We start from the raw sequence: 16122 nt of genomic DNA on the forward strand, positions 1-16122 counted from the left end.
TGGCCTTCCGCCTCGGGGTCGACCCGCGCAAGGCCGACCAGATGGTCCGCGGCACGGTCAACCTCCCGCACGGCACGGGCAAGACCGCCCGCGTCCTCGTCTTCGCCAACGGCGACAAGGCCGAGGCGGCCACCGCGGCCGGTGCCGACTACGTCGGCTCGGACGACCTCCTCGAGAAGGTCGCCGGCGGCTGGCTCGACTTCGACGCCGTCGTCGCGACCCCCGACCTCATGGGCAAGGTCGGCCGGCTCGGCAAGGTCCTCGGTCCGCGCGGCCTCATGCCGAACCCGAAGACCGGCACCGTGACGATGGACACCGCCAAGGCGGTCTCCGACATCAAGGGCGGCAAGATCGAGTTCCGCGTCGACAAGCACGCGAACCTCCACTTCATCATCGGCAAGGCCTCGTTCGACGAGAAGGCCCTCGTCGAGAACTACGCCACCGCGCTCGAGGAGGTGCTCCGGCTCAAGCCGGCCGCCTCCAAGGGTCGGTACATCACGAAGGCGACGCTGTCGACGACGATGGGCCCGGGCATCCCGCTCGACGCCTCCAAGACCCGCAACCTCACCGAGGAGCCGGTCGAGGCCTGAGCGGCCGCGCCACCCGACGGAGCCCGCCACCCCACCCGGGGTGGCGGGCTCCGTCGATCCCGTCACGGTCCCGGAACGGGCACCGCGCCCGGTGCGTCGTACCCGTACGCTGGAGCACATCCCGGCCGGCCCGCCCGGCCCGCCGGACCACGACGACACCCATCGGGGGACGCACCACATGAAGCGCAGCATCCTGACCGCCCTGGCCCTGTCCGGGGCCCTCGTCCTCGGGGCCTGCGGCTCCGCGACGAACGACACGGCCACCGGCGGCTCGACGAGCCAGGAGCAGAAGGCCCCCGACGTCAAGGTCGGTGACCTGGTCGACCTCAAGACCCTCGCGACGAAGACGTCGGCCGCGGCCAAGGCCAAGGGGACCAGCCACCTGTCGATGACGATGGGCTCGACCGGGACGGTCAACGCGGACCTGGACTACTCCGGGAGCTCGCCGAAGATGACGATGACGATGACGGCGTCCGGAGAGAGCGTCAAGGCCGTCTACGTCGACAAGGTGATGTACCTGAACAGCCCGTCGTTCGCCGAGATGACCGGTGGCAAGCAGTGGGTCAAGATCGACCCCCAGGGCGACGACATGATCTCGAAGATGATGGGCCCGATGCTGAGCCAGATGGAGGCGGCCATGGCCGACCCTGGCGAGCAGCTCAAGGTCGTCGAGGGAGCCAAGGCCACCGTTGCCAAGGTCGAGCGTGGGGTGACCACCTACCGGGTCAGGCTCACCAAGGAGCAGATCCTGGCCATGGCCAAGAAGCAGGGCGTCGCCCCTCCCGGGACGACGGACGAGGAGCTGCTGAAGCAGGTGCCGGAGACGGCCAGCTACGACCTCGCTGTGACCGACGACTACCTTCCGAGCTCGGCCACCGTCGACCTTCTCGAGGCCGGCCAGCGGCTGGTGATGACCTACTCCAAGTGGGGCGAGCCGGTCACCGTCACCGTGCCGCCGGCGAGCGAGGTCGGCACCTTCGAGATGCCGACGAGCTGACCCCCCGCACCGCACAGCACCCCGCGGCGCCCCGGAGGACCACCTCCGGGGCGCCGCGACGTCGATTTGGGGGCGGGGCGGGCCGTCCCGTACGCTGGTCCACGACCGAAGACCGCCGGTTGTCGCGTGCACCCGCACGAGACCGAAGGTCCCGCCGAGAGCGGGCGACCAGCGCAGGCCACGAAGTACCGGAACACCGGTGGCGTCCCCGCCGCCCTCCGAGCCCCGTGCCCTGCGCCGGGGCTCTCTCTCGTTCCCGGGCCCTTCACCCGCCGGTCCGACCCGACGGAAGGAGGCCCGAATGTCACGTGCCGACAAGGCCGCGGCGATCGCCGAGCTCTCGGAGAAGTTCTCCAGCTCGACCGCTGCCGTCCTCACGGAGTACCGGGGACTCTCGGTGGCGCAGATCACCGAGCTGCGCAACTCCCTGCGTGGCAACGCGACCTACGCCGTGGTCAAGAACACGCTGACCCAGCTCGCCGCCAAGGACGCCGGGGTGACCGCGTTCGACGGTCAGCTCGTCGGCCCGTCCGCGATCGCCTTCGTCGAGGGCGACCCCGTGGAGGCGGCCAAGGGTCTGCGCGACTTCGCCAAGGCCAACCCCCTCCTGGTGATCAAGGGCGGCGTGTTCGAGGGCAAGGCCCTCTCCGCCGCGGAGATCACCAAGCTCGCGGACCTCGAGTCCCGCGAGGTGCTCCTCGCCAAGCTGGCCGGCGCCATGAACGCCTCGCTCAGCCAGGCCGTCTACCTCTTCGCCGCTCCGCTGTCGCAGGCCGCTCGCACGGTCGACGCCCTGCGGGCCAAGGTCGAGACCCGGGGCCCCATCAGCGATGATGTGGCTTCTCCCGCTGATGGGGAGGGTCCGGTGGCTGCCGCCGCCGACGCCCCGGCCGCGGCCGACAGCAGCGACGAGACCCCCACCGAGGCCCCAGCGGCCGAGGCCACCGACGTCGCCGAGGGTGGCGACGCGAGCTGACCCCCCGGGGCCGGCTCACCACCGAAACGCCACTCACGGCACCACGCTGAATCGAAAGGACGCCATCATGGCCAAGCTCAGCACCGACGAGCTCCTTGACGCCTTCAAGGAGATGACCCTGATCGAGCTCTCCGAGTTCGTCAAGCAGTTCGAGGACACCTTCAACGTCACCGCCGCCGCGCCCGTCGCGGTCGCCGGTGCCGCCGCTCCGGCCGCCGGTGGCGGCGACGCCGGTGGCGACGCCGCCGAGCAGGACGAGTTCGACGTCATCCTCGAGGCCGCCGGCGACAAGAAGATCGCCGTCATCAAGGAGGTCCGCGCGCTGACCTCCCTCGGTCTCAAGGAGGCCAAGGACCTCGTCGACGGCGCCCCGAAGCCCGTCCTCGAGAAGGTCGACAAGGCTGCGGCCGACAAGGCCAAGGAGCAGCTCGAGGGCGCCGGCGCCACCGTCACCCTCAAGTGAGCCCGTCCCCGTGAGGGGATGACGCCACACCGAACGGGGCTCGACCGCACGCGGTCGGGCCCCGTTCGCGTGCCCGGAGCACGGGTCCACCTGAGAAAACCCATAGGACACCAAAGCGCCGTCGGCGTCCCATGCATGGTCTGATGGACCGGCGCCGCTGGCTACCAACCGGTAACTTGCGGCGACCGGCACGACGGAGCACGACGAACGACGGGCGGAGAAGGGTCGACATGGGCGTCGAGATCGCGGTGAGCGGGCTGACCAAGCAGTTCGGCAGCCAGCTGATCTGGAACGACGTGACCCTCACCCTCCCCGCCGGCGAGATCTCCGTCCTCCTCGGCCCGTCCGGCACCGGCAAGTCGGTCTTTCTCAAGACCCTCGTCGGCCTGATCCGCCCGGACGCCGGGTCGATCGTCATCGAGGGCCAGGACGTCGTCCGGCTGCGGGGCGACGACCTCTACGAGGTGCGCAAGCTCTTCGGGGTGCTCTTCCAGGACGGCGCGCTCTTCGGCTCGATGAGCCTCTTCGACAACGTCGCCTTCCCGCTGCGCGAGCACACGCGGAAGGGCGAGAAGGAGGTCGCGGACATCGTCCGCGAGAAGATGGAGCTCGTCGGGCTCGCCGGGGCCGAGGACAAGCTGCCCGGTGAGATCTCCGGCGGGATGAAGAAGCGCGCCGGCCTCGCCCGCGCCCTTGTCCTCGACCCGCAGATCCTGCTCATCGACGAGCCGGACTCCGGCCTCGACCCGGTCCGCACGAGCTACATCAACCAGCTCTTCGTCGACCTCAACGCGCAGATCGACGCCACCTTCCTCATCGTCACGCACGACATCAACACGGCCCGGACCGTCCCGGACAACATCGGCCTGCTCTACCACAAGCACCTCGCGATGTTCGGTCCGCGCGAGATGCTGCTCTCCTCCGAGGAGCCGGTCGTCCGCCAGTTCCTCAACGCCCAGACCATCGGCCCGATCGGGATGTCCGAGGAGAAGGACGCCGACGAGCTCGCGGCCGAGTCGGGCCAGGAGCTGCCGCCGCTGCCTCCCATCCCGCTCCAGCTGCCGACGAGCGACCGGCGGCCGCGGCGCGCCGAGCGCGAGGCCGGCGCCTGGTGTCGCGAGAACGGCGTCACCCCGCCGCCCGGCAGCTTCGCCTCGACGACCGCGGGCGTCGTCGGCGTGCGCGACGGGGTGGGTGCATGACCGTCGTCACCAACGGCCTGCGCCAGGCCGGCTCCTTCTTCGGGCTCGTCCTCGACGTCGCCCGCGCGACGCCGAAGCGGCCCTTCCAGCTCAAGGAGCTCATCCAGCAGGCGTGGTTCGTCGCGTCGGTGACCATCGTCCCGACGGCGCTGGTCTCGATCCCGTTCGGCGCGGTCATCGCCCTCCAGCTCGGCACCCTGACCCGTCAGCTCGGGGCGCAGTCGTTCACCGGCGCCGCCTCGGTCCTCGCCGTCGTCCGCGAGGCCTCGCCGCTCGTCACCGCGCTCCTCGTCGCGGGCGCCGGCGGCTCGGCCATCTGCGCCGACCTCGGCTCCCGCAAGATCCGCGAGGAGATCGACGCGATGGAGGTGCTCGGCATCTCCCCGATCCAGCGGCTCGTCGTGCCGCGCGTCCTCGCGACGATGCTCGTCGCGGCGCTGCTCAACGGCCTGGTCTCGGTCGTCGGCGTCGCGGGTGGCTACGTCTTCAACGTCATGGTCCAGGGTGGCACCCCCGGTGCCTACCTCGCCTCGTTCACCGCCCTGGCCCAGATCGCCGACCTCGTCACCTCCGAGATCAAGGCCCTGCTCTTCGGGATGCTCGCCGCGCTCGTCGCGTCGTACAAGGGGCTGACGGCGGGCGGCGGCCCGAAGGGTGTCGGTGACGCCGTCAACCAGGCCGTCGTCATCACCTTCATGCTCCTGTTCGTCGTCAACTTCGTCATCAGCGCGATCTACTTCCAGGTCGTCCCCCAGAAGATCTGATGAGGATGTCCCGACTCTCCGCCGCCACCCGCGCCCCGCTCCGGTTCCTCGACGAGCTGAGCGGGCAGATGCAGTTCTACGTCCGCTCGATCGGCTGGGTGCCGCGCACCCTGCGCCGCTACACCAAGGAGGTCGTCCGGCTGCTCGCCGAGGTCTCCCTCGGCACAGGCGCGCTGAGCGTCATCGGCGGCACCGTCGGCGTCCTCACCTTCCTCGCCTTCTTCACCGGGTCCCAGGTCGGTCTCCAGGGGTACAGCTCGCTCGACCAGCTCGGCACCGGGGCCTTCGCCGGCTTCGTCTCCGCCTACCTCAACACCCGCGAGATCGCCCCGCTCGTCGCCGGTCTGGCGCTCGCGGCGACCGTCGGCTGCGGCTTCACCGCCCAGCTCGGCGCGATGCGGATCAGCGAGGAGGTCGACGCCCTCGAGGTGATGGGCATCCCGAGCCTGCCGTTCCTCGTGACGACCCGGATGATCGCCGGCTTCGTCGCGGTCATCCCGCTCTACGTGCTCGGCCTGCTCTCCTCGTACGCGGCGACCCGGTTCATCGTCACCGGCTACTTCGGGCAGTCGACCGGCACCTACGACCACTACTTCCACCTGTTCCTGCCACCGGGCGACATCCTGTGGTCCTTCGCCAAGGTGCTGATCTTCGCGGTCGTCATCATCGGGATCCACTGCTACTACGGGTACACCGCGAGCGGCGGCCCGGCGGGCGTCGGCGTCGCCGTGGGGCGGGCCGTGCGCACCTCGATCGTCGCCGTCAACGTCATCGACTTCTTCCTCAGCCTCGCCATCTGGGGGGCGACGACCACGGTGAGGATCGCCGGATGACCGGCCTCCTCGCCGGACTGCGGGCGCGCGCCTACGGCGTCGCGTTCCTCCTCGTCGTCGCCCTGCTCGTCGCCCTCTCGATCGCGTCCTTCGAGAAGGTCTTCACCAAGGTCGTCACGGTCACCCTGCGCACCGACCGCATCGGCAGCCAGATGCAGGAGGCTGCCGACGTCAAGATCCGCGGCCTCATCGTCGGCGAGGTCCGCTCGATCTCGGCCACCGCGAGCGGCGCCACGCTGACCCTCGCCCTCGACCCCGACGCCGTCGACCTCGTGCCGGCGTCGGTCAGCGCCCGGCTGCTCCCGAAGACCCTCTTCGGCGAGCGGTTCGTCGACCTCGTCACCCCGGCCGGCGACCCGGGTCGGCACATCCGCGAGGGCGACGTCATCCCCCAGGACCGCAGCTCGGTGGCCATCGAGCTGGAGCGGGTCTTCGACGACCTGCTGCCGCTGCTGCGGACGATCCACCCGGAGAAGCTCGCGGCCACCCTCAACGCGCTGGCCACAGCGCTCGACGGGCGGGGCGAGAAGCTCGGCGAGAACCTCGTCCTCGTCAACCGGTACTTCACGCAGCTCAACCCGCAGATGCCGCTGATCCAGGCCGACATCAGCGGGCTGGCCGACCTCGCGAGCACGTACGCCACCGCGGCCCCCGACCTGCTCCGGGCCGCCCAGGCACTGCGGACGACCAACGCGACGATCGTCGAGAAGAAGGACCAGCTGGCCGGCTTCCTCGCCGGCACCGCGGGCTTCGCGAACACGACGGCCGAGTTCCTCGAGAAGAACGACGACCGGATCATCCAGGTCGGCCGCGTGCAGCGCCCCACCCTCGCGGTGCTGGCGAAGCACGCCCCGATCTACCCGTGCCTCGCCGCCGGGCTCGTCAACTGGCTCCCGCGGGCCGAGGGCATCTTCGCCGGCGGCCAGTTCCACATCACCCTCGAGACCCCGCCGCAGCGCGGCGGCTACCGGCCCGGCCAGGAGCCGGCGTGGAACGACGACCGCGGTCCGAGCTGCCGTGGCCTACCCAACCCCGGTGGCAGCCAGGCCAGCCCGCGCGGCGCGGCCCACTTCGCCGACGGCAGCGGCGGCGCCGCCCGCTCGGCGCTGCCCTCGGCGCTCCTCGCCCCGAGCGGCCTGGCCGTCGGCAACGTCGACTCCGGGCTGGCGGGCACCGAGGCCGAGCAGCAGGTCGTCGCCATCGCCCTCGCCGCGGAGGGGCAGGGCGAGCCGTCGGCGCTGACCACCCTGCTCGCCGGCCCGATGCTGCGCGGGAAGGTGGTCAACCAGTGAAGACCACCCCGAGCCTCGTCAAGCTCCTCGCCTTCGTCGTCGTCACCGTCCTCGCGACCGGCATCCTCGCGGCGACCATCGCCAACGTCCTGCCCGGCGACAAGGCCGACTACCGGGCCGTCTTCACCGACGTCACCGGTCTCTCCACCGGCCAGGACGTCCGCATCGCCGGCGTGCGCGTCGGCACCGTCGAGGACATCAGGGTCGCCAAGGACCGGGTGAGTGCCGAGGTGACCTTCAGCGTGCTCCGCAGCACGACCCTCACCCGGGGCACGGCGGCGACCATCAAGTACCGCAACCTCGTCGGGGAGCGCTACGTCGCCCTCACCCAGGAGCCCGGCGACGCGACGCCGCTGCCCGAGGGCGGCACGATCCCGCGCGAGCACACGCACCCGGCTCTGGACCTCACCGTCCTCTTCAACGGCTTCAAGCCGCTCTTCGCCGCGCTCTCGCCGCAGGACGTCAACGAGCTCTCCGCGCAGGTCATCTCGGTCCTCCAGGGCGAGGGCGGGGACATCAACAGCCTGCTCGGCCAGACCGCCTCGCTCACCAAGGCGCTCGCCGACCGCGACGCCGTCATCGGCCGCACCATCGACAACCTCACGACGGTGCTGACCACCGTCGAGGCCAACGACTCGGCCTTCAAGGACCTGCTGACCCAGCTCCAGCGGTTCGTCTCCGGGCTGTCCCAGGACCGCAAGGCGATCGGCGACTCGCTGACGAACATCAACCGGCTCACCGGCGACACCGCGAGCCTGCTGGCCGCCGGCCGGCCCGACCTCAAGGCCGACATCGCCGACCTCGGCGGCCTCGCGAGCACCCTCAACGAGCCCCAGAACACGAAGGAGTTCGAGCGCTTCATCAGCCAGGCGCCGACGAAGATCTCGACGATCACCCGGACGGCGACGTACGGCTCGTGGTTCAACTTCTACCTCTGCCGGTTCGACGTGAAGAACCTGCTCCTCCCGACCGGGAAGACCCCCGGCGGCCTCGGGTACGACGTCGCGGCGGCGAGGTGCCGGTCATGAGCGCCGCGCCGACCCCCAAGGACCGCAACACGCTGCGCCTCGGCGTGGCCGGACTCGCGGTCGTCGTCGTGCTCATGGTGGCGGCCTTCAACGCCTCGAGCCTGCCGTTCATCGGCGGCGGCGACGACTACAGCGCCGCGTTCACCGAGGCCGGTGGGCTGCGCGACGGCGACGACGTGCGGATCGCCGGGGTGAAGGTCGGCAAGGTCACCGGCGTCGACCTCGAGGGGTCGCACGTGCGCGTCGACTTCGTCGTCACCGAGGACGTCGCGTTCGGCCCGGCGACCGGCGCCTCGGTACGGATCAAGACCCTCCTCGGCGCGAAGTACCTCTCGCTCGAGCCGCGGGGGACCGGCCAGCTGGCCCGCGGCTCGCAGATCCCGCTGACCCGCACCGTGTCGAGCTACGACGTCGTCACCGCGTTCTCCGACCTCACGCGCACGACCGAGCGGATCGACACCCAGCAGCTCGCGCAGTCGCTCGACGTCCTCGCCGCCGAGTTCAAGGACACCCCCGAGAACGTCCGCGGCGCGCTCGAGGGCCTGAGCCGGCTCTCGGCCACGATCGCGAGCCGCGACGACAAGCTCCGTGAGCTGCTCCGCGCGGCGAACTCGGTGTCGGGCACCGTCGCCGAGCAGAACGCGGTCGTCGACAAGCTGATCAAGGACGCCGACCTCCTCGTCGCCGAGCTCGAGACGCGCCGGGACGCCATCCACACCCTGTTCACGAACACGAGCGCGCTGGCCCAGCAGGTCACCGGGCTGGTCCGCGACAACCGGGCGCAGCTGAAGCCGGCGCTGGCCCAGCTGCAGAAGGTGCTCGGCACCCTGCAGAGGCACGAGTCCGACCTCAAGCAGACCATCGCGGCGATGGCGCCCTTCACCCGCCTCTTCGCGAACACCCTCGGCACCGGCCCGTGGTTCGACACCTACATCCAGAACCTCACCAACCCGGTCGGGGGTGTCGGTCGATGAGGATGCCGACCCTCCGCCGCCCCACCGCGCCCGCGGCCCCGTCGTGGCTGCGCGGGCTCGGCACGCGAGCCCGTGCCGTCCCACCGCGGCTCGCGCTCGTCGCCGGGGTGCTCGTCGTGGCGCTCGTCGCCGCCGCCGTCGTGTTCTGGCCCCGCCCGGAGCCGGTGCGGGTCAGCGCCGACTTCGTCCGCGCGGTGGGGCTCTTCCCCGGCTCGGACGTGCGGATCCTCGGCGTCAAGGTGGGGGAGGTGACGAGCGTCGAGCCGCACGGGCCGAGCGTCCGGGTCGGCTTCGAGTTCACCTCCGAGCACCCCGTGCCCGCCGACGCGCAGGCGGCCATCGTCGCGCCGTCGCTCGTCAGCGACCGCTACGTCCAGCTCCTGCCGGTGTGGACCAAGGGGGCCCGGATGCGCACGGGCGCCCACATCCCGCTCGAGCGCACCGCCGTGCCGGTCGAGCTCGACCGGGTCAGCGAGAGCCTCGACGACCTCATGGTCGCGCTCGGCCCGCAGGGGGCGAACTCCGAGGGGGCGCTGACCCGGGTGCTGCGCACCGGCGCCGCGAACCTCGACGGCAACGGCCAGACCCTCCACGACACCACGGTCAACCTCTCCCGGGCGGTCCAGACCTTCAGCGAGGGCCGCGGCGACCTCTTCAGCACGGTGAAGAACCTGGGCACCTTCACCGAGACCCTCGCCGCGAACGACGCCCAGGTGCGCCGGCTCAACACCAACCTCGCGAGCGTCTCGACGGCCCTCGACGACGAGCGCGGCGACCTCTCGGCCGCGCTCGCGAACCTCGCCGTCGCCCTCGACGAGATCACCTCGTTCGTCCACGACAACCGGGCCCTGCTCAAGGACGACGTCGCCAAGCTCACCGACGTCACCGGCGCCGTCGTCGAGCAGCGCAAGGCCCTCGCCGAGACCCTCGACGACGCACCGGTCGCCATCTCGAACCTCCAGCTCGCCTACAACCCGGCGAACGGCACCCTCGACACCCGGGCGAGCATCCAGGGCACGAACCAGCCGGGCCTGCTCCTCTGCTCGCTCATCACCGGGCCGACGGGCACCGGCAACACCAACCTGTGCAAGGCGACCGGCCTGCTCGACCTCAAGCTGCCCGACCTCCTCGGCGGCCTCACCGGCGGGGCCGGCTCGAGCGCCCCGAACCTGCTCCAGGGTGCCGACCCGACCCTCGGAGGGCTGCTCGGATGACGACCCCTCGCCGCCGCACGGCGCTGACCGCCGCAGTCAGCGCCCTCGCCCTCGTCGTGCTCGCCGGGTGCTCGAGCGTCTACGACCTCCCGCTGCCGGGCGGCCCGAAGGCCGAGGGCCGGCAGATCACCGTCCAGGCCGAGTTCGCCGACGTCCTCGACCTCGTGCCCCGCTCGTCGGTCAAGGTCGACGAGGTGACGGTCGGCGAGGTCACCGGCATCGAGCTCGACGGCTGGACCGCCCGGGTGACGATGCGCATCCCCGCCTCGAGCCACCTGCCCGACGACGCCCGCGCGGAGCTCAAGCAGACCTCCCTGCTCGGCGAGAAGTACATCGCGCTCGAGCGGCCGGACGGCGGCGGCACGGGCACCCTCGGCGACGGCGACCTCATCCCGCTCGCGCGCACCGGGCGCAACCCCGAGGTCGAGGAGGTCCTCGCGGCCCTCTCGATGCTGCTCAACGGCGGCGGTGTCGGCCAGCTCAAGGTCATCGAGACCGAGCTGAACAACGCGCTGCGCGGCCGCCACGCGGACGTCAAGAGCCTCATCACCCAGCTCGACACCTTCGTCGGCGGGCTGGACGCGCAGAAGGCGGAGATCGTCCGGGCCATCGACGGCATCGACCGGCTCAGCGCGAACCTCGCCGCCCGCAAGGACCAGATCGCCGGTGTCCTCCAGGAGCTGCCCAAGGGCCTCGCGATCCTCGCCGACCAGCGCGAGCAGCTGACGACGATGCTCACCGCCCTCGACCGCCTCGGGAAGGTCGGCAGCAAGGTCATCGAGGCCTCGCGGGCCGACCTGCTGGCGAACCTCGCAGCCCTCAAGCCGGTGCTCGCCCAGCTGAACGCGGCCGGCGACGACCTGCCGAAGTCGCTCCAGCTGCTGCTCACCTACCCGTTCCCGGACAGCTCGCTCCAGGCGATCAAGGGCGACTACACGAACCTGCGCGTCACCGCCGACCTCGACCTGCGCCACCTCACGGTGCCGACCCCGACGTCGCTGCCGACCATCCTGCCCACGTCGCTGCCCACGATCCTCCCGACGTCGCTGCCGACGATCCTGCCCACGCTGCCCCTACCGACGATCACCGTGCCGCTGCCGACGATCCTGCCCACCCTGCCGGTGCCGACGCAGTCCGGTGGTGGTCTGTGCCCGCCGATCTGCCTCGGGTCCAGCACCTCCGGGGCCGACGTCTCGTGGGTGTCCCTCTACACCGGGGGGATGCCGTGATCCGCCGGCTCACCAAGGTCCAGCTCGCGCTGTTCCTCGCCATCACCGTCGTCGCGACCTCGATCCTCTCGGCGAGCTACGTCGGGCTCACCGAGCGGCTGTTCGGGACCGGGCCCACCGTCGTCGCCGACCTCGCGAGCTCCGGCGGCATCTTCGCGGGCGCGGAGGTCACCTACCGCGGCGTGCGCGTCGGACGGGTCTCCGAGCTCACCCTGAGCGCCGACGGCGTCCGGGTCCACGCCAAGCTCGAGTCCGGCAGCGAGGTGCCCGTCGACACCCGTGCCGTCGTCGAGAACCGGTCCGCGGTGGGGGAGCAGTACCTCGACCTCCAGCCGCGCTCGCAGGGCGGGCCCTACCTCGCGGACGGCGACGTGATCAAGCGCGCCGACACGGCGACCCCGCTGCGGGTCGACCAGCTGCTGCTCGACGTCGACCACACCGTCCGCTCGGTCCCGCAGGACGACCTGGTCACCGTCATCGACGAGCTGGGCACCGGGTTCGAGGGCACCGGCGACGACCTGGGCCGCCTCATCGACAACGGAGATGCGTTGACGCGCAGCGCGATCGACGCGCTCCCGGACACCATCGCGCTCCTGAAGTCGGGCAAGACGGTGCTCGACACCCAGCGGGTCGGCGCGTCGCAGATCACGACCTTCTCGGGCAACCTCGCCCGCATCTCCGAGACGCTCAAGGCCTCCGACCCCGACCTGCGGGTCGTCCTCGACCGCGGCACGGTCGCCTCCAAGGAGCTCGAGGCCGTCGTCCGCGAGAACCGCGACTCGCTCGGCACGCTCGTCGCCAACCTCGTCACGGTCGGGCAGGTCACCAGCAGCCGGGTCGACGGCATCGACCAGCTGCTCATCACCTACCCCGAGGTCGTCGCCGGCGGCTACACGGTCGTCCCCGGCGACGGCACCGCGCACTTCGGCGTCCAGCTGACCCAGGCGCCGGCACCGTGCACCGCCGGCTACGGGGGCACGACGAGGACCGACCCGAACCGGACCAGCGGACTGCCCCCGGTCAACACCGCCGCCCGGTGCTCGCTGCCCCGCGGGTCCGCGTCCGACGTGCGCGGGGCGCAGAACGCCCCCGGGGCCCGCCCGGTCGGCAGCGCCAGCTACGCGATGGCCTATGGTTCGGACCCTGTGCCGCTCGGCACGACCGCCTACGGGGCACCGCTGACCGTGTCCGCGCCGGTGGCCCCCCAGGGCTCCGGCTCCGGGGCGTGGTCCTGGATCATGGAGGAGGCCGCCCGATGACCCGCACCGTGCGCCTGCTCTGGGCGCTCGTGGCCCTCGTCGTGCTCGCCACCGTGGTGCTCGGCGCGACCCGCGGGCGGGCCTGGTTCGAGGGCCGGCAGCTCGAGCAGGCCCAGCGCGACGCACTCGCCGCCGGCCGCCAGCTCGCCGTCAACTTCGCCACCCTCGACTACCGGCACGTCGACGAGGACACCAAGCGGGTCGAGGACGGTGCGACGGGGGAGTTCCTGCGGAGCTACTCGACCTCGCTCGCCGACCTGCGCAAGGTCGTCGTCGAGAACAAGTCGACCTCGCGCGTGGAGCGGGCCGAGGCCGCGTACGTCTCCGGCGACCGGGACTCGGCCCAGGTCATCGTCGGGATCGTCGCCCCGACCTCGAACACCAACGCGCCGAACGGCGAGACCAAGACCTACCGGGTCAAGCTCGGCCTGCGCGAGCTCGGCGGGACGTGGAAGGTGGAGCGCCTTGAGTTCGTCGGATGACCGTCGCCGTCCCCGGGTCGCCGGCCAGCGCCGGCGGCACCGGCGACCGGAGGCCGTCCCGGAGGAGATCGTCCCGGAGGAGACCGTCCCGGAGGAGACCCTCCCGGAGGGGGAGCCCGCCGCGGAGGAGCAGGGCCCCGCGTCCGGCCGTCGGCTGCCGCCCGGGGTCGGCGCACCGCTGCTCGCCCTCGTCGTCGCCCTCGTGGCCTTCGCGCTGGTCCTCGCGGTCTCGCTGCGCGACCCGCACGCCCGCGAGCGCGACGCCCGGGCGGCCACCGCGGCGGCCCGGACCTCGCTGGAGCAGCTGCTCTCGTACAGCTACCAGACCCTCGACGCCCAGGCACAGCGCAACGGGGGCCTGCTGACCGGCGCGTTCAAGCAGGAGTACGCCGCGACGATGGCCAAGACCATCGCGCCGGTCGCCGAGAAGGAGAAGGTCACCGTCCAGGCCCGCAGCTACGAGGCGGGCGTCATGGGGCAGACCCCGGACACCGTGACCGTCCAGGTCTTCCTCAACCAGGCGAAGACCTCGGAGTCGGAGAAGCAGCCCTCGATCGACCAGAACCGGGTCATCGCGACGATGCGCAAGGTGGGCGGACGCTGGCTCATCGAGAAGCTCTCCGCCTACTGAGCGCGCCCGCCGGCCCTCGGCCGTTCGGCGCGCGGCACGCCCGGGATCCCCGTTTCGCTTGACGAGCGGGGGCGGGGCCGCCATCCTGTTGCGCGTCGCCCGCCTCGGCGGGGGACCGCACCGGGAGCCGCGGGCTTGACGCGGTTGGACGGTGCTGCCTTCTTCGGGTATGCTATCTCTTTGCGCTGCCCCTAACCTTCCCTCGCTCGTCGACGAGCCGTTCCGTCGCCATGCTCCCGGCTGTCCCGGGAGACCCGCGTCGTGAGCGTCTCGGCGCCGGTGGTGGGGTCGGGAGCGGCCAGCCCGCACAACAGACCAGGCCTGTGGAAGGAACCCTCCTTGGCTGCCTCGCGCACCTCGTCCAAGACAGTGACCACCGCTCGGACGGCCTCGGGCCGTCTCTCGTTCGCCAAGATCCGCGAGCCCCTGGAGGTCCCCGACCTCCTGGCCCTCCAGACCGAGAGCTTCGACTGGCTCCTCGGGAACGAGCGCTGGCAGGAGCGCGTCGCCGCCGCCCTCGAGGCCGGCCGTGACGACGTCCCGGAGCGTTCGGGCCTCGAGGAGATCTTCGAGGAGATCTCGCCGATCGAGGACTTCAGCGGCTCGATGTCCCTCAGCTTCCGCGACCACCGGTTCGAGGAGGTCAAGTACTCCATCGAGGACTGCAAGGAGCGCGATCAGACCTACTCGGCGCCGCTCTTCGTCACCGCGGAGTTCATGAACAACACCACCGGTGAGATCAAGAGCCAGACGGTCTTCATGGGCGACTTCCCGCTGATGACCGAGCGCGGCACCTTCATCATCAACGGCACCGAGCGCGTCGTCGTCTCCCAGCTGGTCCGCAGCCCGGGCGTCTACTTCGAGCGCACCCCGGACAAGACCTCCGACAAGGACGTCTACTCCGCCAAGGTCATCCCGAGCCGCGGTGCGTGGCTCGAGTTCGAGATCGACAAGCGCGACATGGTCGGCGTCCGCGTCGACCGCAAGCGCAAGCAGTCGGTCACGGTCCTCCTCAAGGCGCTCGGCATGTCCGAGGCCGAGATCCTCGAGCAGTTCGGCGACTACGAGTCGATGCGGATCACGCTCGAGAAGGACAACACCACCGACCAGGACGACGCGCTGCTCGACATCTACCGCAAGCTGCGCCCGGGCGAGCCGCCGACGAAGGAGGCCGCGCAGACCCTGCTCGACAACCTCTACTTCAACGGCAAGCGCTACGACCTGGCCAAGGTCGGCCGGTACAAGATCAACAAGAAGCTCGGCGTCGACACCGAGCTGTCGAACTCGACCCTCGGCCTCGAGGACGTCGTCGCGACGATCAAGTACCTCGTCGCCCTCCACGCCGGCGAGGAGACCCTCCCGGGCCACCGCCGCGGCGAGGCGGTCGACGTGCGCGTCGAGACCGACGACATCGACCACTTCGGCAACCGTCGCCTGCGCAACGTCGGCGAGCTGATCCAGAACCAGGTCCGCACCGGCCTGTCCCGGATGGAGCGCGTCGTCCGCGAGCGGATGACCACCCAGGACGTCGAGGCGATCACGCCGCAGACGCTCATCAACATCCGGCCGGTCGTCGCCTCCATCAAGGAGTTCTTCGGCACCAGCCAGCTGTCGCAGTTCATGGACCAGAACAACCCGCTCGCGGGCCTGACGCACAAGCGGCGTCTGTCGGCCCTCGGCCCGGGTGGTCTCTCCCGCGACCGCGCCGGCATGGAGGTCCGCGACGTCCACCCGTCGCACTACGGCCGCATGTGCCCGATCGAGACCCCTGAGGGCCCGAACATCGGCCTCATCGGCTCGCTCGCCTCCTACGGCCGGATCAACTCCTTCGGCTTCATCGAGACCCCGTACCGCAAGGTCGACAAGGGCCGCGTCACCGACGAGGTGCACTACCTCTCGGCCGACGAGGAGGACGAGCACGTCATCGCGCAGGCGAACGCCACGCTCAACGACGAGGGCACCCACTTCGCCCACGAGCGCGTGCTCGTGCGCGTCAAGGGTGGCGAGGTCGAGTACGTCCCGGCCGACGAGGTCGACTACATCGACGTCTCGCCGCGCCAGATGGTCTCCGCGGCCACCGCGCTCATCCCGTTCCTCGAGCACGACGACGCCAACCGCGCCCTCATGGGCTCGAACATGCAGCGCCAGGCGGTCCCGCTCGTGCGGGCCGAGGCGCCGCTCGTCGGCA

At 71.2% G+C, this 16122-nt stretch carries 15 protein-coding genes and 1 pseudogene; all 16 read left to right on the forward strand.

The features are described from left to right. The coding region (gene rplA, locus PKA89_RS19470; protein WP_324422381.1) for a 50S ribosomal protein L1 at positions 1-590 on the forward strand (590 nt) is incomplete at its 5' end. 178 nt (positions 591-768) lie between these two features. Next, positions 769-1587, forward strand: coding sequence for a hypothetical protein (locus tag PKA89_RS19475; protein WP_324422383.1), 819 nt, complete (start codon positions 769-771; stop codon positions 1585-1587). 301 nt (positions 1588-1888) lie between these two features. Further along, positions 1889-2563, forward strand: coding sequence for a 50S ribosomal protein L10 (gene rplJ / locus PKA89_RS19480; protein WP_324422385.1), 675 nt, complete (start codon positions 1889-1891; stop codon positions 2561-2563). 67 nt (positions 2564-2630) lie between these two features. Beyond that, positions 2631-3026, forward strand: coding sequence for a 50S ribosomal protein L7/L12 (rplL, locus tag PKA89_RS19485; protein WP_324422387.1), 396 nt, complete (start codon positions 2631-2633; stop codon positions 3024-3026). 230 nt (positions 3027-3256) lie between these two features. After that, positions 3257-4228, forward strand: coding sequence for an ABC transporter ATP-binding protein (locus PKA89_RS19490; RefSeq protein WP_324422389.1), 972 nt, complete (start codon positions 3257-3259; stop codon positions 4226-4228). Continuing rightward, on the forward strand, positions 4225-4992 hold the full coding sequence (locus PKA89_RS19495; protein WP_324422391.1) for an ABC transporter permease: 768 nt from the start codon (positions 4225-4227) through the stop codon (positions 4990-4992). The genes PKA89_RS19490 and PKA89_RS19495 overlap by 4 nt, the downstream gene beginning before the upstream one ends. A gap of 68 nt (positions 4993-5060) precedes the next feature. Continuing rightward, on the forward strand, positions 5061-5825 hold the full coding sequence (locus tag PKA89_RS19500) for an ABC transporter permease (protein WP_324422406.1): 765 nt from the start codon (positions 5061-5063) through the stop codon (positions 5823-5825). Next, positions 5822-7117, forward strand: a complete 1296-nt coding sequence (locus PKA89_RS19505) for an MCE family protein (protein WP_324422393.1) — start codon at positions 5822-5824, stop codon at positions 7115-7117. The genes PKA89_RS19500 and PKA89_RS19505 overlap by 4 nt, the downstream gene beginning before the upstream one ends. After that, on the forward strand, positions 7114-8145 hold the full coding sequence (locus tag PKA89_RS19510) for an MlaD family protein (RefSeq protein WP_324422394.1): 1032 nt from the start codon (positions 7114-7116) through the stop codon (positions 8143-8145). Before PKA89_RS19505 ends, PKA89_RS19510 begins: the two co-directional genes overlap by 4 nt. Beyond that, a complete protein-coding gene (locus tag PKA89_RS19515; RefSeq protein ID WP_324422395.1) occupies positions 8142-9119 on the forward strand; it encodes an MCE family protein in 978 nt (325 codons plus the stop codon). Before PKA89_RS19510 ends, PKA89_RS19515 begins: the two co-directional genes overlap by 4 nt. A gap of 2 nt (positions 9120-9121) precedes the next feature. Then, positions 9122-10333 (forward strand): MCE family protein, encoded by a 1212-nt coding sequence (locus PKA89_RS19520; protein WP_324422397.1) that lies wholly within the window; start codon positions 9122-9124, stop codon positions 10331-10333. After that, positions 10330-11562, forward strand: a complete 1233-nt coding sequence (locus tag PKA89_RS19525; protein WP_324422399.1) for an MCE family protein — start codon at positions 10330-10332, stop codon at positions 11560-11562. Before PKA89_RS19520 ends, PKA89_RS19525 begins: the two co-directional genes overlap by 4 nt. Beyond that, positions 11559-12821 carry an MlaD family protein gene (locus tag PKA89_RS19530; RefSeq protein ID WP_324422401.1) on the forward strand — a complete coding sequence of 421 codons (1263 nt, stop codon included), beginning with the start codon at positions 11559-11561 and terminating at the stop codon, positions 12819-12821. Before PKA89_RS19525 ends, PKA89_RS19530 begins: the two co-directional genes overlap by 4 nt. Then, on the forward strand, positions 12818-13303 hold the full coding sequence (locus PKA89_RS19535; RefSeq protein WP_324422403.1) for a hypothetical protein: 486 nt from the start codon (positions 12818-12820) through the stop codon (positions 13301-13303). Before PKA89_RS19530 ends, PKA89_RS19535 begins: the two co-directional genes overlap by 4 nt. Then, on the forward strand, positions 13287-13934 hold the full coding sequence (locus PKA89_RS19540) for a hypothetical protein (protein ID WP_324422405.1): 648 nt from the start codon (positions 13287-13289) through the stop codon (positions 13932-13934). The genes PKA89_RS19535 and PKA89_RS19540 overlap by 17 nt, the downstream gene beginning before the upstream one ends. A gap of 339 nt (positions 13935-14273) precedes the next feature. Further along, positions 14274-16122, forward strand: a pseudogene (locus PKA89_RS19545) (DNA-directed RNA polymerase subunit beta); the annotation flags it as partial.

It is taken from the genome of Phycicoccus sp., from assembly GCF_035325325.1.
GTDB lineage: Bacteria > Actinomycetota > Actinomycetes > Actinomycetales > Dermatophilaceae > Phycicoccus.

Excerpts from the sequence above, each read along its gene's own strand:
- PKA89_RS19535 (WP_324422403.1), top strand. The coding sequence starts at position 12,818 with ATGACCCGCACCGTGCGCCTGCTCTGGGCGCTCGTGGCCCTCGTCGTG.
- PKA89_RS19500 (WP_324422406.1), top strand. The coding sequence starts at position 5,061 with ATGCAGTTCTACGTCCGCTCGATCGGCTGGGTGCCGCGCACCCTGCGC.
- rplJ (WP_324422385.1), top strand. The coding sequence starts at position 1,889 with ATGTCACGTGCCGACAAGGCCGCGGCGATCGCCGAGCTCTCGGAGAAG.
- PKA89_RS19520 (WP_324422397.1), top strand. The coding sequence starts at position 9,122 with ATGCCGACCCTCCGCCGCCCCACCGCGCCCGCGGCCCCGTCGTGGCTG.
- PKA89_RS19515 (WP_324422395.1), top strand. The coding sequence starts at position 8,142 with ATGAGCGCCGCGCCGACCCCCAAGGACCGCAACACGCTGCGCCTCGGC.
- PKA89_RS19505 (WP_324422393.1), top strand. The coding sequence starts at position 5,822 with ATGACCGGCCTCCTCGCCGGACTGCGGGCGCGCGCCTACGGCGTCGCG.
- PKA89_RS19475 (WP_324422383.1), top strand. The coding sequence starts at position 769 with ATGAAGCGCAGCATCCTGACCGCCCTGGCCCTGTCCGGGGCCCTCGTC.
- rplL (WP_324422387.1), top strand. The coding sequence starts at position 2,631 with ATGGCCAAGCTCAGCACCGACGAGCTCCTTGACGCCTTCAAGGAGATG.
- PKA89_RS19490 (WP_324422389.1), top strand. The coding sequence starts at position 3,257 with ATGGGCGTCGAGATCGCGGTGAGCGGGCTGACCAAGCAGTTCGGCAGC.
- PKA89_RS19525 (WP_324422399.1), top strand. The coding sequence starts at position 10,330 with ATGACGACCCCTCGCCGCCGCACGGCGCTGACCGCCGCAGTCAGCGCC.
- PKA89_RS19495 (WP_324422391.1), top strand. The coding sequence starts at position 4,225 with ATGACCGTCGTCACCAACGGCCTGCGCCAGGCCGGCTCCTTCTTCGGG.